The following is a 22,689-nucleotide window of genomic DNA, read 5'->3' as shown; positions in this document are numbered from 1 at the left end:
AATGCCCCGATCGGGTCAGACGGAACCAGTCGGGGGGCAGCCATGGCGTCCGATTCCTCTGCCGCGCGGCACGCCAACACCGTCAGCGTGCTGACGGCCCTGCGCACCGACGGGGACAGCAGGCTCGCCGAGCTCGCGCAGCGCACCGGCCTGTCCCGCCCCACCGTGGACTCGATCCTCACCGAGCTCGGCCGCCTGGGCTGGGTCGAGCAGCGCGACCCGGCCGACCCGCCCGACGGGGGCCGCCAGGCCGGCCGGCCCGCGCGCACCTACCGGCTCGACCCGGACGCGGGGTTCGTCGTGGGCGTGGACGTCGGGGTCAACCTGCTCACCGCGGTCGTCGCCGACATCACCGGCACGACCCGCCACACCCTCACCCGCCCCATCGGCCGGACGACGCCCGGGGCCGAGCGCCGCACGGCGGTGCAGTCGCTCGTCACCGACGCCGCGGCCGAGCTCGGCGTCGAGCCGCGCGAGACCCTCGCCCTGAGCCTCGGGGTGCCCGGCATCGTCGACCCGTCCGGCCGGGTCACGCTCAGCACGGTCATCCCGGGCTGGACCGGCTTCCACGTCGAGAAGCACTTCGGCCGCTGGGCGGGCGTGCCGGTCACCGTCGCCAACGACGCCAACATGGCCACGCTCGCCGAGCACTGGATCGGCGCCGCCCGCCTCGTCGACGACGTCGTGTACCTCCTCGCCGGGCGCCGCACCAGCGCCGGCATCATCGTCGACGGCTCCCTGCACACCGGCCGGCACGGCGCGGCCGGCGAGATCGGGAGCATCGCGGCGCTGTACTTCAGCACGGAGGAACTGCTCGCCACGCCGGGCACGGACCCGGACTCCCCCGACGCGATCGGTTCGGTCTTCCGCGCCGCGCAGGCGGGCGACGAGCAGGCGGCCGCCCTGGTGGAGGAGTTCTACCGGCGGCTCGCCCGGGTCGTCGAGTTCATGCTCAAGTCGTTCGACCCGGACATGGTCGTCCTCGGCGGTGGGGTCTCCCGCGCCGGCCGGCCCCTCGTCGACGGCCTCGAACGCCACCTCGACCGCCCGGTGTTCAACACGGCGCCGCTCGTGCTGTCGCAGCTCGGGCCGGAGGCAGTGGCGCTGGGCGCCGTCCGGTCCGCGCTGCAGCTCGCCGTCCGCCACACCCCGCTCCTGGCGGCGCTCGTCGTGCCGCCGCTGCGCATCCCCACCCGACCCGTACCCGGAGGAGGCCCGCAATGACGCCGGTTCCCCGACCACCCGGCAGCAGCGTGCGCCGGCGCACGCTGCTCAGGTCCGTCGCCGCGATCCCGCTCGCCGCCGGCGTCGCCGCGTGCTCCGGGACCTCGGGTCCCGCGTTCGTGCCCGACGGCGGGCGCGTGAGCATCGGCTACGGCGTGTGGGACGCCGACCAGGTGCCCGCGATGCAGGAGGTCATCGCCGCGTTCCGCGCGGAGCACCCGGACATCGACGTCACGATCCAGCTCACGCCGTTCAAGACCTACTGGACGCGGATCCAGACCTCGATCGTCGGCGGCGGCGCCCCGGACGTCTTCTGGATGAACGCGCCCAACATCGCGAAGTTCGCCCGGTACGGCACGCTGCTGCCGCTCACCGACCGGCTGGCGCGCGACGGCATCACGCTCGCCGAGCACCCGCCGAGCCTGGTGGAGCTCTACCGGCGCGAGGGCGAGCAGTACGGCGTGCCGAAGGACTACGACACGATCAGCATGTTCTACAACCGCGAGCTCTTCGACCGGGCCGGGATCGGCTACCCGGACGAGAGCTGGACCTGGCAGCACGTCCTCGACGCCTCCGCCGAGATCCGCGACCCCGCGGCCGGGGTGTACGGCTTCTCCGCGGGGCTGGACCGGCAGCGCAACCTCTACCCGGCGATCTTCCAGAACGAGGGGTGGGTGCTGCGGGGCACCCGGTCGGGGTTCGACGACGAGGCCACGGTCGGCGGCCTGCGCTTCCTCACCGGCGCGATCGACCACGACCTCGCACCCAACGCGATGGCCGAGTCCGACACGCGCGCGCGGGAGCAGTTCCAGGGCGGGAAGATCGCGATGTACAACGGCCTGCCCAACGACTCGAACGCGACCTACGAGGACCCGGAGGTCCGCGCGCGCACCGGCATCGCCGTGCTCCCCCGCGGCGCGCGGCGGGGCAACGTCATCCACGGGCTCGCGAACGTGATCAACGCGCGCACGCCCCACCCGGACGCCTGCCACGAGTTCGTGAAGTTCATGGCGGGCCGCACCACCGGTGAGATCCAGGGCCGGTCGGGGACGATCCTGCCCAGCTACGCGGGCACGCAGCAGGCGTTCCTGGACTCCAAACCGGAGTTCCGGATGCAGTCCTACATCGACCAGGTGCCCGACGCCACCGCCTACCCGGCGTCGGTCTCCACCGCCACCTGGGAGCTCATGCAGCTGCGGATCCTCGGCCCGTCCTTTGTCGGCCCGGGCAGCCGGCCGGTGGAGGAGTCCGCCCGGTCGCTGGCCGCCGACATGAACGTCGTCCTCGCCAAGGAGGAGACGGAATGACCCAGCTCGCGACGGCGCCCGCGGCACGCTCCGAACGCCCGTTGCCGGCCCGGCCGCCCCGGCGCCGCCAGCACAGCGCCTACCTGTTCATCGCCCCGGTCGGCCTCGGCCTGGGCATCCTCTACCTCTACCCCGCCGTCTCGACGTTCGTGCTCAGCTTCACCGAGTGGGGGCCGTTCGGCGGGCACACGTTCACCGGGTTCACGAACTACCTCACCGTCTTCCGGCTCGAGACGTTCTGGACCGCCCTGGGCAACACGCTGCTCTACATGGTGATCGGGCTCCTGACGCTGCCCGTCGCGATCTTCTTCGCGGTGCTGCTGAACCGCGAGGGCCTGCGCGGGGTCACGGTCTACCGGACCCTGTTCTTCATCCCGTTCGTCACGCTGCCGGTGGCCAGCGGGATGGTCTGGAAGTGGCTCTACAACGGGGACTTCGGGCTCATCAACCAGTTCCTGTCGGTCTTCGGGATCCCCGGCACCTACTGGGTGTCCAACCCGGCCACCGCCCTCTTCGCGATCGGCGTGGTGCAGGTGTGGTCGCAGGTCGGCTACTACCTGGTGATCTTCATCGCGGGCCTCAAGGCGATCCCGAAGGAGTACACCGAGGCCGCCGAGATCGACGGGGCGAGCGCGTTCCAGCGGTTCTGGCGGATCACGCTGCCGCTGCTGTCCCCGAGCATCTTCTTCTGCACGATCATCAACGTCATCACGACCCTGCAGATCTTCGACCTGGTGTACGTGATGAGCGCGGCGGCGACGGTGAACCCCGCCTTCGCGGCCTCGCAGTCGGTCGTGCAGCTGTTCTACGAGAAGGCGTTCGTCGAGTCGGACAAGGGCACGGCCACCGCGCTCGCCTTCCTGCTGATGCTGCTGATCGCGGCCCTCACATTCGTCCAGTTCCGGCTGCAGCGCAGGTGGGTCACCTATGTCTGAGAGCGCTCGCGGGACCCGCACCGGTTCCGTCCTCACCCACGCCGCGCTGGTGATCGGCACCGTGGCCATGATCGGCCCCTTCGCCTGGCAGCTGCTCACGGCGTTCAAGTCGCTGCCGGAGTCCACCACCGTGCCGCCGTCCATCCTGCCGCGGGAGTGGCTGTGGTCGAACTTCGCCGAGGTGTTCGAGCTGCTGCCGTTCGGGCAGCAGCTGCTGAACTCGGTGATCGTGGCGGCCGCCGTGACGCTGGGCCAGCTCGCGTTCTGCTCGCTCGGCGCCTACGCGTTCGCCCGGCTGGAGTTCCGCGGCCGGGAGCTGATCTTCGCGCTGTTCCTGTCCGTGCTGATGGTGCCCAAGCAGCTGCTGATCCTGCCGCAGTACCAGATCATGTCCGGGCTGGGGCTGCTCAACTCCCTGCCCGCGCTGATCCTGCCCGGGCTCTTCTCCGCCTTCGGCACGTTCCTGCTGCGCCAGTTCTTCGCGACGATCCCGAAGGACTTCGAGGAGGCCGCACTCCTGGACGGCGCCGGCCGGTTCCGCATCTTCTTCTCGATCATGCTGCCGCTGGTCAAACCGGCACTCGCTGCGCTCGCCGTGATCACAGTGATGCACTCGTGGAACGACCTGCTGTGGCCGCTGGTGGTGAACACCGCCCCGGCGTCGATGCCGATCAGCGCGGGCCTCACGAGCCTCCAGGGCCAGGAGTGGACCGACTACCCCGTCCTCATGTCCGGGGCCCTGATGGCCTCGATCCCGATGCTGCTCGCCTACCTGGTGCTGCAGCGGCAGTTCGTGCAGGGCATCGCCCTGTCCGGAACGAAAGGTTGAGCGACATCAACGCACTTCGAGTGGGAATGGTCGGCGCGGGCGGGATCGCGAACGCCCACCTCCCGGCCTGGGTCCACGTGGGCGCCGAGGTCGCCGTGCACTCGCTGCGCGGCGCCCCGGAGCTGGTGGCGCGGCACGGCGGCGGGCGCGTCGTCGGCAGCCTCGACGAGCTGCTCGCCGCGGTGGACGTCGTGGACGTCTGCACCCCGACGTACGCCCACCCCGAGATCGTCTTCGCCGCCGCAGCGGCCGGGCGGCACGTGCTGTGCGAGAAACCGCTCGCACTCGACGTCGCCACGGCCGAGGCGATGGCACAGGCCTGCGCAGCGGCCGGGGTGCAGCTCTACCCCGGGCACGTCGTGCGGTTCTTCCCCGAGTACGTGGCGCTGCAGGCCGCGGTGGCCGGCGGGGCGATCGGCACCCCCGCGGTCCTCCGGTTCGACCGCTGCGGGGCCCGCCCGCAGCGCGGGTGGTTCGCCGACCCGCAGCTCTCGGGCGGCATCATCATGGACCAGATGATCCACGACCTCGACTTCGCCCGGTGGCTCGGCGGCGAGGTCGAGTCGCTCCAGGCGCGCCTGTCCGACAGCGCCCCGGGGACCGTGAGCGGGGTGGTGTCGGCGCACGTCGTCGCGCGCCACCGCGGTGGCGCCCTCAGCACCGTCACCGGCACGTGGGCGCGGCCGGGCACCCGCTTCCGGTACGGCTTCCACACCGCCGGCACCGACGGCGTGCTCTCCTACGACTCGGCCGCCGACCCGTCGCTGCGCACCGACACCGGGGCTCCCACCGACGACGGAGCCGAGCGGCTGCTGCCCGACGTCTCGCTGGTGGAGAGCCCGTTCGTCGCCGAGATCGGCGAGTTCGCGGCCGCGTTCTCCGGCGGCCCGCCCCCTCGGGTGAGCGCGGCCGACGGCGTCGCCGCGGTCCGGCTCGCGGCCGCGGCCAACGCCTCGCTCGCCAGCGGCAGGCCCGAGCCCGTCGACCTCGCGGGGGTGCCCGCATGAAGATCGGCGTGATGTCGCTGGCCCACCTGCACGCCCTCGGCTACATCCGCCTGCTGGCCGCGCGACCGGACGTGGAACTGGCCGTCGCCGACCCCGACGCGGCAGACCGCCCGTCCGGCGAGTCCGGCGGGCGGGCGCTCGCCGGCGGGCTCGGCGTCACCCGCTACTTCGACAGCTACCGGGAGCTGCTCGGCTGGGGCCCGGACGGGGTGGTGATCTGCTCGGAGAACTCGCGGCACCGCGAGCTCACCGAGCTCGCCGCCGCGGCCGGGGCGCACGTGCTGTGCGAGAAGCCCATGGCCACCACCGTCGCCGACGGCGAGGCGATGGTCGCGGCCTGCGCGGCGGCGGGCGTCCACCTCATGGTCGCCTACCCGGTGCGGTTCTGCCCCCAGTTCCGCGCGCTGCGGGCCAGGCTGCCCGCGCTGGGCCGGGTGATCTCCATGACGGGCACGAACAACGGCACGCTCCCGACGGCCCGCGCCTGGTTCGCCGACCCGGTGCTCGCGGGTGGCGGCGCCGTCATGGACCACACCGTGCACCTCGCCGACCTGCTCGACGTCCTCTTCGACGGCGCGGAGGCCGAGTCCGTGCACGCCGTCAGCAACCGGATGATCCACGGCTCGGCGCCGGTGGAGACCGGTGGGATGGTCTCGCTCCGCTACCCCGGCGGCGTGATCGCCACGATCGACTGCAGCTGGTCGGTGCCCGAGCACTACCCGACGTGGGGCGGGCTCACGCTGCGCCTCATCGGGGAGGACGGCATCGCCGACATGGACGCCTTCGCGCAGGCCGTCCACGGGTTCTCCGAGTCGGCGCGCGGCCCGCTGCGGCTCGACTTCGGGGCGGGCGGTGACGGGGCCATGCTCGACGAGTTCCGCTCCGCGATCCGCGACGGGCGGCGTCCCCAGCCGGACGGCGAGTCCGGGCTGCGGTCGCTGCGCGTCGTCGCGCGGGCCTACGAGTCGGTGCGGACCGGCGCCCCGGCATGATCCGGACAGCACTCGGAGCAGCTTGCGGGCCGACGCCGGCTCGCGGGGGAGGCGCGCAGGGAGCGAGGAACGAGCGACCGAGCACCGGAGGAGCGAGGCGGCGTCTCGAGGGCCCGCAAGCCCGCCGGAGCGGAGCGGAGGCGAATTGATACGGATCGGGGTGGTCGGCGCGGGCTTCCGCGGCGGCCTCGCCTCGGCCGCCGAGCTGCCCGGGACGTCCCGCGTGGTGGCGGTGGCGGACGTCGATGTCGGGGCCGCGCGGCGGGCGGTGCGCGAACGGCACCCCACCGCCGACGCGCACGCCGACCACCGCACCCTGCTCGACCGCGCCGACGTCGACGCCGTCCTGCTGATCACCCCCGACCACACCCACGCCGACCTCGCCTGCGCCACGCTCCGGGCGGGCAAGGCGGTGTTCGTGGAGAAGCCGCTCGCGATCACCGTCGAGGACTGCGACCGCGTCCTGCGGACCGCGCGCGAGACCGGCAGCCGGCTCTACGTCGGGCACAACATGCGGCACATGCCGGTGGTGCGCACGATGCGGGAGATCGTCGAGCGCGGGGACATCGGGGCCGTGCAGTCGGTGTGGGTGCGCCACTTCGTCGGCAACGGCGGCGACTTCTACTTCAAGGACTGGCACGCCGAACGCCGCTGCACCACGTCCCTGCTGCTGCAGAAGGCCGCGCACGACATCGACGTCGTGCACTGGCTCGCCGGCGCCTACACCGAGCGCGTGTCCGCGTTCGGCGCCCTGCGCGTCTACGGCGACGGGCACCGCCGCCCGGCCGGCACGCCCAAGACCCCCGGCTGGCTCGACCCGGACCGGCACTGGCCACCCCGCGCCCAGCGCGACCTCAACCCGGAGATCGACGTCGAGGACCTCTCCCTGGTGAACCTGCAGCTCGGCGGCGGCGTGCTGGCCGCGTACCAGCAGTGCCACTTCACCCCGGACTACTGGCGCAGCTACACCGTGATCGGCGACGCCGGGCGGCTCGAGAACTTCGGCGACGGCTCCGGCGCCGTGGTCAAGGTGTGGAACCGGCGGCGGCCCGGCTACGCACCCGACGCCGACGCCGAGCACCGGCTGCCGGAGAGCACCGAGGTCCACGCCGGTGCGGACGACCCGCTCATGGCGGAGTTCCTGCGCTTCGCGCGCGACGGCGGCCCCACCGACACCTCCCCCGTGGCCGCCCGCATGAGCGTGGCCGCCGGCGTGCAGGCCACGGCGTCGCTGCGGGCAGGCGGGGAGCCGCGGGAGATCCCACCGCTCGACCCGGAGCTGGTGGCGTACTTCGAGCAGGGCCAGGTGTGACGCCGGAGGGACCGCTTTGCTGCAACCGGCTCCGGGGCCTACGACGCCGGTTCCTCCGCGGGCGCGGCCACGTTGACCAGTTTCTGCAATGCCGCGACGTGCCCCTCGAACGCCTCCCTGCCCCTCGGGCTGAGGCGCACGTAGGTGCGGCTGCGCCGCCCGGCGCCGGTCTTGTTCACCGTGACGTAGCCGGCCTGCTCCAGGGTGGAGATCTGCTTGGAGAGCGCGGAGTCGCTCAGCTGGATGCTGTCGCGGACGAAGCCGAACTCGGCCCAGGCGGTGGCCGCGAGCAGCGACACGATCGACAGCCGGGTCGGCGCGTGGATGAGCTCGTCGAACCCCGGCGGGGGCGCGTACGCCATCGGCTAGTCCTGGGCGGGGACGCGCCGCAGGGCCAGGCACCCGCCGACGAAGACCACGGCCGCGACGGCGCCGCTGATGGTGCTGTCCCAGCTCACCCCGGCGAGCCGCAGCACGGTGCCCAGCCCGATGTAGACCGCGACGAACGCGACGGCGAGCCACACCATGCCGCGGTGGAGCGGCCCGGAGTTGCGGCGGGGGCGCACGCCGATCGAGCGGTGCAGGAGCATCGCCAGCACGGCGATGACCGCCACCCCGGCCACCGGCACGCCGTAGTCGAGGATTGGGCCGGCCCAGCCGGTTCCCCACAGGTCGTCCAGGTCGCTGCTCGCGGCGACGACCAGGAAGGCCGCCGCGATCCCACCCACGTACCACCAGGGCGCCCCGTCCCGGGCCACAACGTCGGCGACCTGCTGTTCTCGCGCGCGCACCTCGTCCAGCGAGTCCTGCGCCTGCCGTGCATCCACGGTGTCCCCCCATCGTTGCCTTTCCTACTAGGAAAGCTAGCAGCTGACTTTCCCATCAGGCAAGTCAAACGACCGCTCGCACACCAACTCCGGCGCTCACACATGAACTGCAGTTGGTGTGCGGGCACCGAAGTTGGTGTGCCAGCGATCAGGGGTGGGGGTTGCGCGGGCGGGGCTGGCAGCGGGGGCAGGTGTAGGAGCTGCGGTTCATGAACGGGTCGCGGCGGATCGGGGTGCCGCAACGCGGGCACGCCCGGTCGGCCTGGCCGTACACGGCGAGCGAGCGGTCGAAGTAACCCGACGCCCCGTTGACGTTGACGTACAGCGCGTCGAACGACGTGCCGCCCGCGGTGAGCGCCTCGCCCATGACGGCCGCGGCGGAGCCGAGCACGGCCCGACCCTGCCCGCGGGTGAGCCCCTCGGTGGGCCGGGAGCCGTGCAGGCGCGCCCGCCAGAGGGCCTCGTCCGCGTAGATGTTGCCGATGCCGGACACCACGGTCTGGTCGAGCAGTGCCCGCTTCAGCCCGGTGCGGCGGCGCCGGAGGCCGGCGACGGCCTGGTCGAGGTCGAAGGCCGGGTCCATCGGGTCCCGGGCGATGTGCGCGACGGGAGCGGGGACCAGTCCCCCACCGGCGGCCGGGACGAGCACGTGCACCGACAGGCCGCCGAACGTCCGCTGGTCGACGAACCGCAGCTCAGGGCCCGGACCGGCGAACCTCATGCGGACGCGCAGGTGCGTCTCGTCGGGGCGGTCCGGGTCGGCGACGAGCATCTGCCCGCTCATCCCGAGGTGGGCGAGCACCGCGTCGTCCCCGTCGTCGGCGCTGTCCAGTTCGAGCCAGAGGTACTTGCCGCGGCGGCGAGCGCCGGTGATCGTGCGGCCGACGAGGCGGGCGGCGAAGTCGGCGGCACCCTCGACGTGGCGGCGGATCGACCGCGGGTGCGCGACGGTGATCTCGGCGATCGTACGGTCGAGGACGTGGGCGGCAAGGCCGCGGCGGACGACCTCGACCTCGGGGAGCTCAGGCACTACTGGTTCCCGCCGGAGGTTCGTCGGGGGTATCGGTGGATCCAGCTTCTCGCTGGGCGTGCCGGCGGGCAGCCCTCGTACCGGGCGTACTCGGGCTGTCCGCCGGTGCGTCCAGCGGGGAGCTGGGCCGCCGAGACCCTTGGCGAACCTCCGGCGGGGACCACTAGCCGTCCTGTTCGGAGCCGGCGGCGGCCTCCGCGGTGAGCGTGCGCCACGCGAGCTCGGCCGCCTTCTGCTCGGCCTCCTTCTTGGTGCGCCCGACACCGGAGCCGAGGTCGCGGCCGGCGACCACCGCGGTGGCGGTGAACTCCTTGAGGTGGTCCGGCCCGTCCTCGGCGATGCGGTACTCGGGCACGCCGAGGTCGGCGGACGCGGTGAGCTCCTGCAGGCTGGTCTTCCAGTCGAGCCCGGCGCCGAGCAGCGGGGCTCCCTGCATCAGCGCGTCGAACAGCCGGTGCACGAGCTCACGGGCGGTGTCGAGGCCGTGCTCGAGGTAGACCGCGCCGATGAGTGCCTCGGTGGCGTCGGCGAGGATGCTCGCCTTGTCCCGGCCACCGGTGAGCTCCTCGCCCCGGCCGAGGTACAGGTGCGCGCCGAGCCCGTCATCGCCGAGCGTGGTGGCCACGCCGGCGAGGGCGTGCATGTTCACGACGCTCGCGCGCAGCTTGGCCAGCTGCCCCTCGGGCAGCTCCGGGTGGTCGCGGTAGAGCCGCTCGGTGACGATGATCGAGAGCACCGAGTCGCCGAGGAACTCCAGCCGCTCGTTGGTGGGCAGCCCACCGTTCTCGTAGGCATACGAGCGGTGGGTGAGCGCGAGGGTGAGGATCTCCTCGGATACCTTCACCCCGAGCGACGCGAGAAGGGGCCCGCGGTGCTCCGCGAGCCCCTGTGGGGCGCGTTCCGCCATCCGCCCGTCGTCAGGCCGGCGTGACGACCGGGCGGCCGTCGTAGGTGCCGCAGGTGGGGCAGGCCACGTGCGGCGGCTTGGTGGCCCGGCAGGCGCGGTTGGAACAGGCGACGAGGGTGGGAACAGCGGCCTTCCACTGCGCCCGGCGCGAGCGCGTGTTCGACCGCGACATCCGGCGCTTCGGAACAGCCACGTGAGTTCTCCTAGCAGTGAGTTCGGGGTCAGTCGGCGGACAGACGCCCCTTGAGGGCGGCCCACCGAGGATCTAGTGTCTCATGCCCGTGGTCGGGCGCGAGGTCGGCCCACTTCTCGCCGCAGTCCGGGCACAGGCCGGGGCAGTCGTCCCGGCACAGCGGCGCGAGCGGCAGGGCGAGCACCACCCCGTCGCGGACGATCTGCTCGATGTCGACCAGCTCGTCGACCACCCGGGGGACCTCGTCGGCGTCGGTGGTCTCGTCGGTGACGCTGTCCGGGTAGGCGAACAGCTCCGACAGCGTCACGTCGACCTCGTCGGTGAGCGCGTCGAGGCAGCGGGCGCACTCGCCGGACAGCGGCGCGTGCACCGTGCCGGAGACGTAGACGCCCTCGGTGACCGACTCCAGCCGCACCTCGAGCTCGATCGGGTTGCCCTCGGGGACGGCGATCGTCTCCAGCCCGAGGCGGGCCGGCCCGGCCGGCGCCGGGATGCTGCGGCTGTAGGCGCGCATGGTCCCGGGACGCCGCCCCAGCTCCCGCGTGGTGAAGACCCACGGGCTGCCCGGGTCGGGGTGGGCGGGGTGGGGGCGGTGCGTGGTCACGTGTCCAGGGTAGGCCCGCCGCCGGGCGGCAGGTCGACGACCGGCCGCGGCGTAAATCGGTCGGCGGGACACGGCAGCGCGAATATCGTCGGCCGGGTGCCTGATGCGATCTTCGCGCACCCCCGCCTGGCGCCCGTCTACGACGCCTTCGAGGGGGAGCGTCACGATCTGGGCCCCTACCTCGGCATCGCGGACGAACTCGGCGCCGACCGGGTGCTCGACGTCGGCTGCGGCACGGGATGCCTGGCGATGATGCTCGCCGGCACCGGCCGCGGAGTCGTCGGTGTCGACCCGGCCGGGGCATCGATCGAGGTCGCGAGGTCGAAGGACCGGGACGGCCGGATCACCTGGATCCACGGCGACGCCGCGGCACTGCCGGCGATCGACGCCGATCTCGCCGTGATGACGGGCAACGTGGCGCAGGTCTTCCTCACCGACGACGAGTGGGCGCGGACGCTGCGGGGCATCCACGCCGCGCTCCGCCCGGCAGGCCATCTCGTGTTCGAGACCAGGCGACCCGAACGCCGGGCGTGGGAGGAGTGGGCCGTCGACGTCGCTCCGGTCACCGTGGACGTCCCGGGCACCGGGCCGGTCGAGCGGCGGTTCGAGGTCACCGCCGTGGACCTCCCGCTCGTCTCCTTCCGCAACTCCTACCGGTTCCTGGCCGACGGCGCGGTCCTCACCTCGAGCTCGACCCTGCGGTTCCGCGGCCGCGACGAGGTGGAGGCGGACCTGGTGGCGCAGGGCTACCGGGTGCGGGACGTGCGCGAGGCCCCGGACCGCCCGGGCCGCGAGTTCGTGTTCGTCGCGGAGCGGTGAGACCCACCGTGCTCGCGGCCCATGATCGGCCTGAGCCGTACACCAGCGCGGTGGTCGCGACCGTGGGGTACTGCTCGCCGCAGCCGGCCCGACCGGCAGCCGGGGGTTGCTGCGTTCCGCGGAACACCCCGCGGTCCATCCCGCAATGGGTGATACCCGGGCGGAGGATCGGACCGATGCCGGGGTGGCCCCGCACGATGCGCGGCGCCACCGGAGGCCTCACCGCCCAGGTGTGTCCCAAGGGCGCGGCGGCCAGCGCCGGTGGCCGAGCCCGGGCCAGGTCACGCACCCCGGCGAACACACCCCCGAGTCGCTCCGAGACGAAGGCACCGGTTGCAGCAAAGCCACATTCATGCAGCGTCGTTGCGTGAGAGTGGCTTTGCTGCAATGGGGGGTGCGCGAGCCGCGCCACCCAGCTCGATCGGCGCTCCTAGGCCGGCGCCCCCGGAGGGTGTTCGCGGAACCACTCGACGATGCCCGGCATGTGCTCCTCGAACGCGCCGGGGACGGAGATGTTGAGCGCCCCGGCCCGCCGGTCACCGCGGTTCTCGAAGTCGTGGGTGGTGCCGCCGGGAGCCAGCACGAAGGAGCCCTTCGGGGCGTCGATCCAGCGGTCGCCGACGAGGAACGTGAGCGTGCCGTCGAGGACGTAGAAGACGTCGTCCTCCGGGTGCGAGTGGGGGCCCGGGCCCGTGGTGTGGGGTTCGAGCCACCACTCCGAGATGGAGTAGCGCCCGGCGGTCTCGTCGCCGTCCGCCTTGAAGACGGCGTCGATCCGCCCCATCTCGTACGGCCGCCCCGCACCGGGGGCGAGGTGGATCGGCGGTCGCGCCGCCGGTTGTCCGCTCATGCTCCGACTCCTTTCCTCACCGCGCCGGCACCGCGGCCACGACCCGGACGACGCGCTGCTCGGCGTCGGGGCAGTACCAGATCCGACCCTCGCCGGGGACGTCGTACTGCCACTGCTGGAGCCTCCGCTCGCCGACCTCTCGTTCGGCGAGCCGACCGCGGAGCCGGTGCTGGCGGCCGACCGGCCGCTCGACCAGGGCGACCCAGGCCTCCCCCGTCGTCGCCGGGGCGACGCGGCACAGCTCCTCCCAGCCCTTCACCGCTTCCGACGTGGCGAACCGGGGCTCCCATCCGACCGGGGAGGCCCGCAGCCCCTCGGGCGCCGGGACCGGGCCGAGGTCGTCCTCGACCGGCCGGGACAGCTCGGCGGCGAGTGCGGGTTCGGCATGGACGGCCGCCGTGCCCCGCCACTCCAGCAGCGCCTGCGACAGCACGTCCCACTGCCCCAGCTCCGCGGACGTCTGCACGGCCCGCGCGAACTCGCTCACGAAGTGGCGCCGGTCGTCGACCGGGAGCAGGTCGACCCACGGGAACTCCCCGGTCAGGGCCTCGTGCGCCGACTCGTCCAGGTGCAGCAGCGCGGCGCGCAACGCCCCCGCCACGGCGAGGGCGGCGTCGGCGGCGGCGTGGGCGCGATCCTCCCGCAGCAGGAGCAGTGGCTCCCCGCCGCGGCGCTGAACGCGCACGTCGTCCCGGTCCGCGAGGGCTGCGACCCCGTCCGGGTCGCGCTGCAGCTCGCGCAGGAGCACCTCGGTGGTCATGCACCCGGATGCTGACCGCCTTCGGCGGTCCGGGCAATCGCCCGTGGGGTCAGAGTTCGCCGAACGGGGCCGCGTAGCGGAAGGTGCCGCGCAGCCGCGGCCGGTACGCGGTGAGCGCGCGGGCCTGGAAGTGCGGCGCCCACTCGGGCACCTCGGGGTGGATGTCCAGCTCGGCGGCCGGCCGGAAGCCGAACCGCGGGTAGTAGTCCGGATGTCCCAGGAGCACGACCACACCCTCGTCGAGGGCGTCGGCGGCGCCCAGCACCGCGTGCATGAGGGCGCTGCCCACGCCGCGGCGCTTGTGGGCCTCCCGCACCCCGAGCGGGCCGAGGCCGAGCGCGGGCAGGGCGTCGTCCGGCCCGAGCGTCGCGCGCGTGACGCACACGTGCCCGACCACCGCGCCGTCGGCCTCGGCGACGAGCGACAGCTCCGGCAGCCACTCCTCGCTCGCACGCAGGGCGTCGACGAGCCCCGGCTCGACCGGGGTGGCATCGGGGTACATCGGGGCGAACGCCTCGGCGTGGACGTCGGCGACGACGGGCGCGTCGCCCGGGAGCTCACGGCGGACCAGCACCGGGACAAGATCCAGCCCGGCCGGCGGCGACGCAACCGGATTGCTCACCCGATGTGGCGGAGCCGGGGCCACAGCTGCGACCAGGGCACCCGCCGCTCGCGCACCAGCCAGACCGGCTCACCCTGCTCGTCGTTGTCCAGGCCGAGCCCGTTGTCGATCCGCGCGGCGAGCTCGACGGAACCGAACCAGCGCCGGAGCTCGGCCTCGTCCAGCCCGACCACGATCAGGGTGCCGACCTCCTCCGGCGGCGGGCCCCACCCCCAGTACGAGTTGTGCCCGCTGTGGGCGGGAGCGAGCGCCGGCAGGAACCGGTCGACGGCGCCGGCCTCCCCGTAGTTGCCGGTGAGCACCGCGACACGCTCGCCCGCGGGCACCCGGGCGGCGATCGTGGCCGCGAACTCGGGCCAGCCGACCGTCTCCCCGGCGTCGTAGTTGATGTCCGGGATCGGCGTCCGCGCCAGCTCGCCGACCGGCACGAGCGGCAGCATGAGCAGCGCCGACATCGCGAGGCTCACCGCGAGGGCGACGGCCAGCAGGCCGGAGCGGAGCGCGGTGGCGCGCCGTCGTGCCCAGCCGACGGCGGCGGGCGCGCCCGCCGCCAGCAGCACCGGGAAGAAGCCCGCGAGGTAGTAGGGCTTGCCGCCCGTCACCAGGAACACGGCCGCGACCAGCACGTACGCCACGGCGAACGCTCGCCAGGTGCGCAGCGCCGGGTCGCGGGCCAGGCACCACCAGCCCAGCACCCAGACGGGCACGAGCAGCGGGCTCACCAGCACCAGCTGGTAGGGCAGGAACAGGTACCACGGCTCGCTGCTGCCGGAGCTGCCGCCCGCGATCGCCGCGGACAGCGTGAACACCGGGAACCCGTTCGCGGCCTGCCACACCAGGTTCGGCGCCCAGATCGCGAGGGCCACGGCGGTGCCCAGCCACGGCCACCGCCCGGTGAGCGCGACCCGCGGCCCGACCGCCAGCACGCCGACGAGCAGGCCTGCGAGCAGCACCAGCGGCAGGCTCTTGTTCTGCAGTGCGAGGCCGGCCACCGCGCCCGTGACGAGCCAGACCGGGCCTCCGTCGCGCAGCGAGCGCACCAGGAGCCAGGTCAGCGCCGTCCAGGCGAGCAGGTCGAACGTCGTGGTCGAGAGCAGGTGCCCGACGGCCAGCAGGACCGCCGAGACGCCCATGCTCGCCGCGGCCAACAGCTGCGCGCCACGCCCCCCGCCCAGTTCCCGCGCGATGAGGCCGGTGAGCAGCACCACCAGGGCCGAGGCGAGCACCGACGGCAGGCGCAGACCGGTGAGCGAGCCGGGCAGCAGCACGTCCATCGCGCGGGCGAGCAGCGGCGTGAGCGGCGGCTGGTCGACGTAGCCGAACGCCGGCTCGCGCCCGGCCCGGAGGAAGTACAGCTCGTCGCGGTGGTAGCCGTAGCGGCCCGCCGTCACGAGCAGCAGCACGCCGACGCCGGCGGCGAGCGCCGCGAGGCCTCCCCGCGCCAGGCCGGGGCGGGGAAGCGCGATCACGGCGCGACGCTAGCGGAACCGGGTCGCGAGTGGCGTCAGCCGCCCCCGCCCGGGCCCCCGCCACCGCCGCTGGCGGCGGCGGGTGCCGGTTGCGGGAGCAGCAGCTCCTGGCCCTCCCGCAGGCCGGAGAGCACCTGGGTGTACTCGTCGCCCACGGTGCCGGCCTCGAACGGCGTCGGGACCGACTGCCCGTCCTCGCCGCGGACGTCGACGACCGTGTTCGCCCCCTCGCGCCGGACGGTGGCCGAGGGCACGCGCAGCACGTTGTCCACCGAGTCGGTGATGACGTCGGCGAGCGCGGTCTGGCCGTCGCGCAGCCGCGGGTCGCTCCCCTCGCGCAGCACGATCGTGGCGTTGTACTCCACGATCCCGGAGGACGGGGTCCCGGTCGGCGCGATCGCCAGCACGGTGGCCGGCGCGTGCAGGTCCGGGACGGCGTCGACGGTGACGTCCACCTGCTGGTTGACCGCGATGCGCGCGGCGTCCGACTCCTCGAACGGCACGACCAGCTGGTACGAGTCGATGTTGCTCAGCACCATGAACGGGCCACCGGTCCCCTGCGACCCGCCGCCCCCGGAGTCGCCGGACGCGATGTCGTTGCTCTCGGGGATCGTCGCGCTGCTGCCCGGGGCCACCGGGGTGGTGCCGGTCGCCTCCCCCACGAACTCGCCGGCCCGCCCGTTGATCGCCGAGACGGTGCCGGCGACCGGCGCGTACAGCACCGTGTTGTCGACGTCCTGCTGCGCGACCCGCACGGCCGCCTGCGCGTTGCGCAGCTGCGCCCGGCGCACCTCGATGTCGGCGGGCCGGTCGTTCTGGGCGGCGCCGCTGTCGTTCTCCGCGGAGATGACGGTCTGCTGCTCCCGCTCGACCGACACCGTCCCCGCCGCCCGGTCGACGTCCTCCTGGTGCTTCGCGGTGTCCAGGGCGGCCTCGGACTGGAGCACGGTGCGCTTCGCGTTGTCGACGGCGGTGCGGGCGGTGTCGATCTGCTCCGCGCAGCTCGGCGTCTGGGCCGGGACCTGGCCGTACGCGATGCCCTCCACCGTGAACGACGCGCCCTCGGTGCTGTCGTCGTCATCGGGCGCGCGTGTCTTCGGGGCCTTCGTCGACGACGGCGGCGGCGAGCTGTCATCCGAATCCGCGTCGGCGGCACTGGGTGCGCTCTCCGTCGCGTCGTCGTCGCAGTCCTTGACACGCTCGTAGGTGTCCCAGGCGCGGCCGAGCACCTTCTTGTCGAAGTCGAGCTGCTCGCGCGCCCGTTTCGTGGCGGACTCGTTCAGGTCGTTGGTCTCGTCGACCTGCTTCTTGACCGCGTCGAGGATCTCCTTCGCCTGGTCGAGGGTGCGTCCGGTGGCGTTCACGGAGTTGTTGCCCGTGGCCCGGTCCACCTCGGCCTGCGACTCGGCGAGGCTCGCCTGTTGCTGCGCGAGCGTCTGCTGGAGCGCGAAGTCGTCCATGCGGGCGAGCTCCTGCCCCGGCACGACCAGGTCCCCGACGTTGACCAGCACTTCCTTGATCTGCCCGCGCCGCGGGAAGCCGAGCGTCTGTTCGGAGATCCCCACGAGGTTCCCGGACGCCGACACGGTGGTCTGCACACTGCCGCGGTCGACGCGCAGCGTCGGCGGTGGCGGCGGCTCGCCGGTGCAGGCCGTGAGGGCCAGCACCGCGACCGCACCGATGGCGCACGCCCAGGCGCGCCGACCGGTCGTTCGGGACATGGGAGCTCCTGCCGTGATCACTTCGGTACTGGGTCTTGCACGCGTCATTGGTATCGGAGGGCCTCGATCGGGCGCAGCCGGGATGCCCGGTGGGCGGGGTAGCCGCCCGCGATGAGGCCGATGAGCAGGCTGATCGTGAACGAGAGCACGATCGAACCGGGGTCCACGGCCGGCACCGGGAAGTCGGGGATCAGCTGCGGAAGGATCAGCGCGCCGGTGAGCGAGAGCCCCACCCCGAGCGCGATCCCCATCAGCCCGCCCAGCCCCGACAGGAACACCGACTCGAGCAGGAACTGCCCGAGGATCACCCGCGGCCGGGCGCCGATCGCCTTGCGGATCCCGATCTCCCGCGTCCGCTCGGTGACCGTCACCAGCATGATGTTCGCGACGCCGATGCTCCCGACGATCAGCGAGATCCCGGCCACCGCCCCGGTGAACAGCGTGAGGAACGACAGGAACTGCGTGGCCTCCTGGATCTGCTGCTGCAGCGCCTGCACGTCGAAGTCGCGCTTGGCGGTGTCGCGGATGTTGTGCCGGTCGGACAGGATCGCGGTGATCTGGTCCGTGGCCGCCGTCACCGCCTCGGCCGACCGCGCCCGCACGATGATCGTGTCCAGCTCGTCGTCGCCGCCGGTGAGGTAGCTGCGGGCGGCCCCCATCGGCATGATCGCGACGTCGTCCTGCTGGCCGGTGGCCTCGACCGTGCCGATCACCCGGAACACCGCGCGGCTGATCCGGACCTCCTGTCCGAGCGCGGCGGCCGGGTCGCCGCCGAACAGCTCGTTGACCGGGCCCGGGCCGAGGACGACCACCTTGGCGTTGGTGCGGACCTCCTGGTCGTCGAACGCGCGCCCCGCCGTCAGCTCGCGGTCGGAGATCGTCAGGTAGTCGGCCGTGGTGCCGGTGACGGACGTGCGGTACTGGTCGCCGCCCACCTGCAGCAGCGCGGTGCCGGCCACGATCGGGGTGGCCGTGGCCACGTCCGGGGCGTTCCTCGGGTTGAGGAGCGCCTCCATGTCGTTCTCCGTGAGGTCACGGGCCTGGCCGCCGCCGGGCACCGCACCCTCGCTCGGCCGGATGGTGATCTGGGTGTTCAGCGAGCCGAACTGCTCGTTGAAACCGGTCTGGATCCCGTTGCCCAGCGCCGTGAGCAGGATGACCGCCGAGACACCGATGATGATGCCGAGCGTGGTGAGCGCGGAGCGCAGCTTGTTGGCCCGCAGACCGCGCAGCGCGATGCGCGTGACCTCCCAGATCACGACGCGACCAGTTGCTTCTGCCGTACGTCGCGGACGATGTGGCCGTCGCGCAGCTCGATCACGCGCTTGGCGAACTCGGCGACCTCCGGCTCGTGCGTGATCAGCACGACGGTGCGGCCGGCGTCGTTCAGCTCCACCAGCAGCCGCATGATCTCGACCGTGGAGGTGGTGTCCAGGTTCCCGGTGGGCTCGTCGGCCAGGATGATCGCCGGGTTGGTCACCAGCGCGCGCGCAACGGCCACCCGCTGCTGCTGCCCACCCGAGAGCTCGTTCGGCATGTGGCCCGCGCGTTCGGCGAGCCCCACCCGGTCCAGCGCCGCCAGCGCCCGCTCCCGGCGGCGGCTCTTGTCCCCGGCGTAGATGAGGGGCAGCTCGACGTTGCGCACGGCGGACGTGCGGGAGATCAGGTTGAACGACTGGAACACGAAGCCGATGCGCGTGTTGCGGATGGCCGCCAGCTTGTTGTCGCGCAGCTTGCTGACGTCGATCCCGTCCAGCATGTAGTACCCATGGCTCGGCACGTCCAGGCAGCCGAGGATGTTCATCATCGTGCTCTTGCCCGAACCCGACGGGCCCATGATCGCGACGAAGTCCCCTTCCTCGATCAGCAGGTCGACCGGGCCGAGCGCCCGCACCTGGACCTCGCCGTTGCCGTAGACCTTCGAGACGTCGTGCAGCTCGATCATGATTCCCCCCTGCAAGGCAGCCGTCCCCTCGACCACCCCGATCGTCCCAACGAGCGACCGAGCTTGGGGGTACGGCGTACTCATAATCTGCCACGAGTGACCCGGGCCACGTCACGCGGGTCCATTCGGGTGGCCGTTCGGGGGATCAGGGGGTGCCCGGCCGGGGGCCGGTGTAGGCCGCGCGCGGGCGCAGGTTCCGCCCGCTACCCCGCGGAGCTGTCGCCCCATGATCGGCGATTCGGCGCGTTCTCGGGTCGAATTCGCCCGTTTCCGCGCCCAAGCAATGATCATGCCCCGAAGATCGGCCTCCGGCGCCGTTCACGCGGGCGACGCTGTTGCGCACGCACGACCCTTGCTCTAGTTTGTTCCGTGCGACGGAACTCAGTTCCATCTCTGGATCGGCTGACGAGGGAGTCCGGCATGAGACGAGGGAAGGCAGTCGCGCTCGCGGGCATGGCCGCGGCGGCGCTACTGGTGAGCGCGTGCAGCGCGGGCACCGGGGTCCCGGGCCCGGTCGGCGGCGACCCGGCCGACGGCGGCTCCGCCGCGACCAGCGCCGAGACCGTGTTCCGGGTCGCGTTCAACCAGCCGGAGAACCACCCGCAGTTCAAGGCCATGCAGGCCATGGGTGAGCGGCTGGCCGAACGCACCGGCGGCAAGTACGGCATCGAGGTCTACCCGAACGAGACGCTCGGCGCGCAGCGCGAGACGATCGAGCTGGTCCAGTCCGGCTCGTTGGACATGTCGATCGTCGCCAGCCCGCTGCTGGAGAACTTCAACCCCGACTTCGTGGTCTTCAACCTGCCGTTCACCTTCGACTCGCAGGACCACCAGCGGAAGGTCACCAACGACCCGGCGATCGTGTCCGAGCTCTACTCGTCGCTGGACGGCCAGGGCATCCACGTGCTGGCGGCGTTCCACGGCGGCGTCCGCTCGATGTACAACCCGGACAGGCCGATCACCGAGCCCGCGGACCTCGCCGGGATGAAGGTCCGCGTCATCGAGTCCGACACGAACATCGCGATGATCCGGCTGATGGGCGGCAGCGGCACTCCCATGGGGATGGGCGAGGTCTACACGGCCCTGCAGTCCGGCGTCATCGACGCCGCCGAGAACAACGAGCTGACCTACTTCAACTCCAAGCACTCCGAGGTCGCGCCGTACTACAGCTACACCCGCCACCTCATGCTCCCGGACTACCTGATCGTCAACCCGGCCGTGCTCGAGGGGATGTCCCCGGAGCACCGCGCGATCTTCGACGAGGAGATCCGGGCGACGGTCGAGGAGGAGGGGGCGCTCTGGAAGACCCAGATCGCCGAGGCCACGCAGGCGGCGAAGGACGGGGGCGCGCAGTTCAACGAGGTGGACACCGCGGCGTTCGCGGCCGCCATCCGGCCGCTGGTCACGCAGAAGCTGACCAACGACGTCACCCGCCGGATCCACGAGCAGACCCGCGCGGCCGCCGCGACGGCCGGCTGACCGGGAGAGCGACGACGATGACCGCCGTCAAGAACGCGCTCGACCGGGTGCTGACCGTGGTGTGCGCGGTGCTGTTCGCCGCGCTCGTGCTCGACGTGACCTGGCAGGTGTTCAGCCGGCAGGTGCTCGCCAGCCCCAGCGGCTGGTCGGAGGAGCTCGCCAAGTACCTGTTCATCTGGCTGGGCCTGTTCGCGGCCGCGCTCGTGTTCGGCGAGCGTGGTCACATCGCCATGGACGTCGTGGTGGTGCGGCTGCCGCGGTCCGCCCAGGTGGTGCTGGCGGTCCTCGTCCAGGTCGCGATCCTGGTCTTCACCGGCATGGTGCTGGTCTGGGGCGGGCTGCTGGTGTCGCACCTGGCCTGGGACCAGAACCTCACCGGGCTGCCGGTCACCGTCGGCCCGCTCTACCTGGCCCTCCCGTTGAGCGGCGCGTTGATCGCCTTCTACAGCCTCTACCACCTCGTGCGCGTCCTCACCGGTGCCGAGCGCCCGGTGGAGGACGAGACCGCCCACGAGCTCGTCTGAGAACTGGAGGAGCGTCCATGGACCCCGTCTCGCTCGCCGCCCTCCTGCTGCTGGTCGGGATCGCCGTGCTGCTGGTCATCGGTGCCCCGATCAGCATCGCGGTCGGCCTGGCGTCGCTCGCGGCGATGTTCGTCTTCCTCGGCACCGAGGAGGGCGTGCTGGCCGCCGCCCAGCAGATCTTCCGCGGGATCAACTCGTTCCCGCTGCTGGCCATCCCGTTCTTCGTGCTGGCCGGCGTGGTGATGAACACCGGCGGCATCGCGCTGCGGCTGGTCAACGCGGCCAAGGTCCTGGTCGGTTGGGCGCCGGGCTCGCTGGCGCAGACCAACGTGGCCGCCAACGCGTTGTTCGGTGCCGTCAGCGGCTCCGGGGTGGCAGCGGCCGCCGCGGTCGGCTCGGTCCTGACACCGCTGCAGGCGGCGGAGCGCTACGACCGCAGCTTCGCCGCGGCGGCCAACGTCGCGTCCGCGCCGTCCGGGATGCTCATCCCGCCCAGCAACCTGATGATCGTCTACTCGCTGGTGTCCGGCGCCTCGGTCGCGGCGCTGTTCGTCGGCGGCTACCTGCCCGGCATCGCCTGGGCGCTGGTCTGCATGGCGGCGGTGCACCTGTACGCCCGGCGCCGGCCCGAGCTGCGCGCCAGGGAGCGGCTCGGCCTGGCGCAGTCGGCCAAGGTACTGCTGGACGCGGTGCCGTCGCTGCTGCTGATCGTCGTGGTGATCGGCGGGATCCTCGCCGGCCTCTTCACCGCGACCGAAGCGTCCTGCATCGCGGTGCTCTACGCGCTGTTGCTGTCGTTCCTCTACCGCGCGATCACGGTGCGGCAGCTGCCCGGCATCCTCGTCGACGCCGCGCGGACCACGGCCGTCGTCATGTTCCTGATCGGCGTCTCGACCGTCATGGGCTTCGTCCTGTCGTTCGCCCGGGTCCCCCAGACGGTGGCCGACGGGCTGTTCGGCCTCACCACCAACCCGGTCCTGATCCTCCTGCTGATCGCGCTCGTGCTGCTGGTCGTCGGCTGCTTCATGGACGCGACGCCGGCGGTGCTGATCTTCACGCCGATCTTCCTGCCGATCGTGGAGAGCTTCGGCATCCACCCGGTCCACTTCGGCGTCATGATCGTGCTCGGGGTCTGCATCGGCACCATCACGCCGCCGGTCGGCACGATCCTGTTCGTCGGCGCGCGGGTGGCGGACCTCGGGATCGAGCCCGTCGTCCGCCGGCTCGTCCCGTTCTTCGCCGCGCTCCTCGTCGTCCTCGTCATCGTGATCTTCACGCCGGGGCTGTCGCTCTGGCTGCCCACCCTGCTGGGCCTCCTGTAGAGAAAGGGCTT

24 protein-coding genes are annotated in these 22,689 nt (G+C 72.6%); 11 read left to right on the top strand and 13 right to left on the bottom strand.

The window, feature by feature from the left end; genetic code table 11:
- The first annotated feature begins 42 nt into the window (after positions 1-42).
- From ACU436_RS29535 to ACU436_RS29505, 7 genes are all read left to right on the top strand, one after another.
- The gene (locus ACU436_RS29535) at positions 43-1,224 is read left to right on the top strand and encodes an ROK family transcriptional regulator (protein ID WP_459030253.1); all 1,182 of its coding nucleotides are present in this window, start codon (positions 43-45) and stop codon (positions 1,222-1,224) included.
- Complete coding sequence (locus ACU436_RS29530) at positions 1,221-2,531, top strand: ABC transporter substrate-binding protein (RefSeq protein WP_459030252.1); 1,311 nt, start codon at positions 1,221-1,223, stop codon at positions 2,529-2,531. The genes ACU436_RS29535 and ACU436_RS29530 overlap by 4 nt, the downstream gene beginning before the upstream one ends.
- A complete protein-coding gene (locus ACU436_RS29525) occupies positions 2,528-3,466 on the top strand; it encodes a carbohydrate ABC transporter permease (RefSeq protein WP_459030251.1) in 939 nt (312 codons plus the stop codon). Before ACU436_RS29530 ends, ACU436_RS29525 begins: the two co-directional genes overlap by 4 nt.
- Positions 3,459-4,295, top strand: a complete 837-nt coding sequence (locus ACU436_RS29520; protein ID WP_459030250.1) for a carbohydrate ABC transporter permease — start codon at positions 3,459-3,461, stop codon at positions 4,293-4,295. The genes ACU436_RS29525 and ACU436_RS29520 overlap by 8 nt, the downstream gene beginning before the upstream one ends.
- A complete protein-coding gene (locus ACU436_RS29515) occupies positions 4,292-5,302 on the top strand; it encodes a Gfo/Idh/MocA family protein (RefSeq protein WP_459030249.1) in 1,011 nt (336 codons plus the stop codon). Before ACU436_RS29520 ends, ACU436_RS29515 begins: the two co-directional genes overlap by 4 nt.
- The gene (locus ACU436_RS29510; RefSeq protein WP_459030248.1) at positions 5,299-6,294 is read left to right on the top strand and encodes a Gfo/Idh/MocA family protein; all 996 of its coding nucleotides are present in this window, start codon (positions 5,299-5,301) and stop codon (positions 6,292-6,294) included. The genes ACU436_RS29515 and ACU436_RS29510 overlap by 4 nt, the downstream gene beginning before the upstream one ends.
- Before the next feature lie 145 nt (positions 6,295-6,439).
- Positions 6,440-7,606 carry a Gfo/Idh/MocA family protein gene (locus ACU436_RS29505; RefSeq protein ID WP_459030247.1) on the top strand — a complete coding sequence of 389 codons (1,167 nt, stop codon included), beginning with the start codon at positions 6,440-6,442 and terminating at the stop codon, positions 7,604-7,606.
- 38 nt (positions 7,607-7,644) lie between these two features.
- Here ACU436_RS29505 and ACU436_RS29500 read toward each other — a convergent pair whose 3' ends face one another.
- The 6 genes from ACU436_RS29500 to ACU436_RS29475 form a co-directional block, all read right to left on the bottom strand.
- Positions 7,645-7,968 carry a winged helix-turn-helix domain-containing protein gene (locus ACU436_RS29500; RefSeq protein WP_459030246.1) on the bottom strand — a complete coding sequence of 108 codons (324 nt, stop codon included), beginning with the start codon at positions 7,966-7,968 and terminating at the stop codon, positions 7,645-7,647.
- Between the two features lie 3 nt (positions 7,969-7,971).
- Positions 7,972-8,433 carry a hypothetical protein gene (locus ACU436_RS29495; protein WP_459030245.1) on the bottom strand — a complete coding sequence of 154 codons (462 nt, stop codon included), beginning with the start codon at positions 8,431-8,433 and terminating at the stop codon, positions 7,972-7,974.
- 148 nt (positions 8,434-8,581) lie between these two features.
- Positions 8,582-9,463 carry a bifunctional DNA-formamidopyrimidine glycosylase/DNA-(apurinic or apyrimidinic site) lyase gene (gene mutM / locus ACU436_RS29490; RefSeq protein WP_459030244.1) on the bottom strand — a complete coding sequence of 294 codons (882 nt, stop codon included), beginning with the start codon at positions 9,461-9,463 and terminating at the stop codon, positions 8,582-8,584.
- Positions 9,464-9,626: 163 nt separating this feature from the next.
- Positions 9,627-10,370 carry a ribonuclease III gene (gene rnc / locus ACU436_RS29485; protein ID WP_459030243.1) on the bottom strand — a complete coding sequence of 248 codons (744 nt, stop codon included), beginning with the start codon at positions 10,368-10,370 and terminating at the stop codon, positions 9,627-9,629.
- A 10-nt stretch (positions 10,371-10,380) separates the two neighbouring features.
- Complete coding sequence (gene rpmF, locus ACU436_RS29480) at positions 10,381-10,563, bottom strand: 50S ribosomal protein L32 (RefSeq protein WP_075949936.1); 183 nt, start codon at positions 10,561-10,563, stop codon at positions 10,381-10,383.
- Positions 10,564-10,591: 28 nt separating this feature from the next.
- Positions 10,592-11,167, bottom strand: a complete 576-nt coding sequence (locus tag ACU436_RS29475) for a YceD family protein (protein WP_459030241.1) — start codon at positions 11,165-11,167, stop codon at positions 10,592-10,594.
- Between the two features lie 96 nt (positions 11,168-11,263).
- On the opposite strand from ACU436_RS29475, the gene ACU436_RS29470 reads away from it, so the two are divergent.
- Positions 11,264-11,986 carry a class I SAM-dependent methyltransferase gene (locus ACU436_RS29470; protein ID WP_459030239.1) on the top strand — a complete coding sequence of 241 codons (723 nt, stop codon included), beginning with the start codon at positions 11,264-11,266 and terminating at the stop codon, positions 11,984-11,986.
- A 430-nt stretch (positions 11,987-12,416) separates the two neighbouring features.
- On the opposite strand, the gene ACU436_RS29465 is transcribed toward ACU436_RS29470, so the two are convergent.
- The 7 genes from ACU436_RS29465 to ACU436_RS29435 are packed head-to-tail and all read right to left on the bottom strand — an operon-like array spanning position 12,417 to position 19,353.
- Positions 12,417-12,836, bottom strand: coding sequence for a cupin domain-containing protein (locus tag ACU436_RS29465; RefSeq protein WP_459030238.1), 420 nt, complete (start codon positions 12,834-12,836; stop codon positions 12,417-12,419).
- Positions 12,837-12,852: 16 nt separating this feature from the next.
- Positions 12,853-13,596, bottom strand: a complete 744-nt coding sequence (locus ACU436_RS29460) for a hypothetical protein (protein ID WP_459030237.1) — start codon at positions 13,594-13,596, stop codon at positions 12,853-12,855.
- A gap of 49 nt (positions 13,597-13,645) precedes the next feature.
- A complete protein-coding gene (locus ACU436_RS29455; RefSeq protein WP_459030236.1) occupies positions 13,646-14,170 on the bottom strand; it encodes a GNAT family N-acetyltransferase in 525 nt (174 codons plus the stop codon).
- Positions 14,171-14,214: 44 nt separating this feature from the next.
- Positions 14,215-15,687, bottom strand: a complete 1,473-nt coding sequence (locus ACU436_RS29450; RefSeq protein ID WP_459030235.1) for a glycosyltransferase family 39 protein — start codon at positions 15,685-15,687, stop codon at positions 14,215-14,217.
- Positions 15,688-15,722: 35 nt separating this feature from the next.
- Entirely contained in the window at positions 15,723-17,408 is a 1,686-nt protein-coding gene (locus tag ACU436_RS29445; protein WP_459030234.1) for an efflux RND transporter periplasmic adaptor subunit, read from the bottom strand.
- 44 nt (positions 17,409-17,452) lie between these two features.
- Entirely contained in the window at positions 17,453-18,667 is a 1,215-nt protein-coding gene (locus ACU436_RS29440; protein WP_459030233.1) for an ABC transporter permease, read from the bottom strand.
- A complete protein-coding gene (locus ACU436_RS29435; protein WP_459030232.1) occupies positions 18,664-19,353 on the bottom strand; it encodes an ABC transporter ATP-binding protein in 690 nt (229 codons plus the stop codon). Before ACU436_RS29435 ends, ACU436_RS29440 begins: the two co-directional genes overlap by 4 nt.
- Positions 19,354-19,773: 420 nt before the next feature.
- Between ACU436_RS29435 and ACU436_RS29430 the strand changes: the two genes are divergently transcribed.
- Genes ACU436_RS29430 through ACU436_RS29420 form a run of 3 tightly spaced genes read left to right on the top strand, consistent with a single transcriptional unit; the run spans position 19,774 to position 22,678 of the window.
- A complete protein-coding gene (locus tag ACU436_RS29430) occupies positions 19,774-20,832 on the top strand; it encodes a TRAP transporter substrate-binding protein (protein ID WP_459030231.1) in 1,059 nt (352 codons plus the stop codon).
- A 17-nt stretch (positions 20,833-20,849) separates the two neighbouring features.
- Positions 20,850-21,356 (top strand): TRAP transporter small permease, encoded by a 507-nt coding sequence (locus tag ACU436_RS29425; protein WP_459030230.1) that lies wholly within the window; start codon positions 20,850-20,852, stop codon positions 21,354-21,356.
- Positions 21,357-21,373: 17 nt separating this feature from the next.
- Positions 21,374-22,678 (top strand): TRAP transporter large permease, encoded by a 1,305-nt coding sequence (locus tag ACU436_RS29420; protein WP_459030229.1) that lies wholly within the window; start codon positions 21,374-21,376, stop codon positions 22,676-22,678.
- Positions 22,679-22,689 lie beyond the last annotated feature (11 nt).

It is taken from the genome of Pseudonocardia wallangbongensis (assembly GCF_054486945.1).
This window is presented reverse-complemented; position numbering and strand designations above follow the sequence as displayed.

Coding starts and splice junctions, on each gene's coding strand:
- ACU436_RS29535 (WP_459030253.1), top strand. CDS start 43: ATGGCGTCCGATTCCTCTGCCGCGCGGCACGCCAACACCGTCAGCGTG.
- ACU436_RS29530 (WP_459030252.1), top strand. CDS start 1,221: ATGACGCCGGTTCCCCGACCACCCGGCAGCAGCGTGCGCCGGCGCACG.
- ACU436_RS29525 (WP_459030251.1), top strand. CDS start 2,528: ATGACCCAGCTCGCGACGGCGCCCGCGGCACGCTCCGAACGCCCGTTG.
- ACU436_RS29520 (WP_459030250.1), top strand. CDS start 3,459: ATGTCTGAGAGCGCTCGCGGGACCCGCACCGGTTCCGTCCTCACCCAC.
- ACU436_RS29510 (WP_459030248.1), top strand. CDS start 5,299: ATGAAGATCGGCGTGATGTCGCTGGCCCACCTGCACGCCCTCGGCTAC.
- ACU436_RS29500 (WP_459030246.1), bottom strand. CDS start 7,968: ATGGCGTACGCGCCCCCGCCGGGGTTCGACGAGCTCATCCACGCGCCG.
- rnc (WP_459030243.1), bottom strand. CDS start 10,370: ATGGCGGAACGCGCCCCACAGGGGCTCGCGGAGCACCGCGGGCCCCTT.
- ACU436_RS29465 (WP_459030238.1), bottom strand. CDS start 12,836: ATGAGCGGACAACCGGCGGCGCGACCGCCGATCCACCTCGCCCCCGGT.
- ACU436_RS29460 (WP_459030237.1), bottom strand. CDS start 13,596: ATGACCACCGAGGTGCTCCTGCGCGAGCTGCAGCGCGACCCGGACGGG.
- ACU436_RS29445 (WP_459030234.1), bottom strand. CDS start 17,408: ATGTCCCGAACGACCGGTCGGCGCGCCTGGGCGTGCGCCATCGGTGCG.
- ACU436_RS29435 (WP_459030232.1), bottom strand. CDS start 19,353: ATGATCGAGCTGCACGACGTCTCGAAGGTCTACGGCAACGGCGAGGTC.
- ACU436_RS29430 (WP_459030231.1), top strand. CDS start 19,774: ATGAGACGAGGGAAGGCAGTCGCGCTCGCGGGCATGGCCGCGGCGGCG.
- ACU436_RS29425 (WP_459030230.1), top strand. CDS start 20,850: ATGACCGCCGTCAAGAACGCGCTCGACCGGGTGCTGACCGTGGTGTGC.
- ACU436_RS29420 (WP_459030229.1), top strand. CDS start 21,374: ATGGACCCCGTCTCGCTCGCCGCCCTCCTGCTGCTGGTCGGGATCGCC.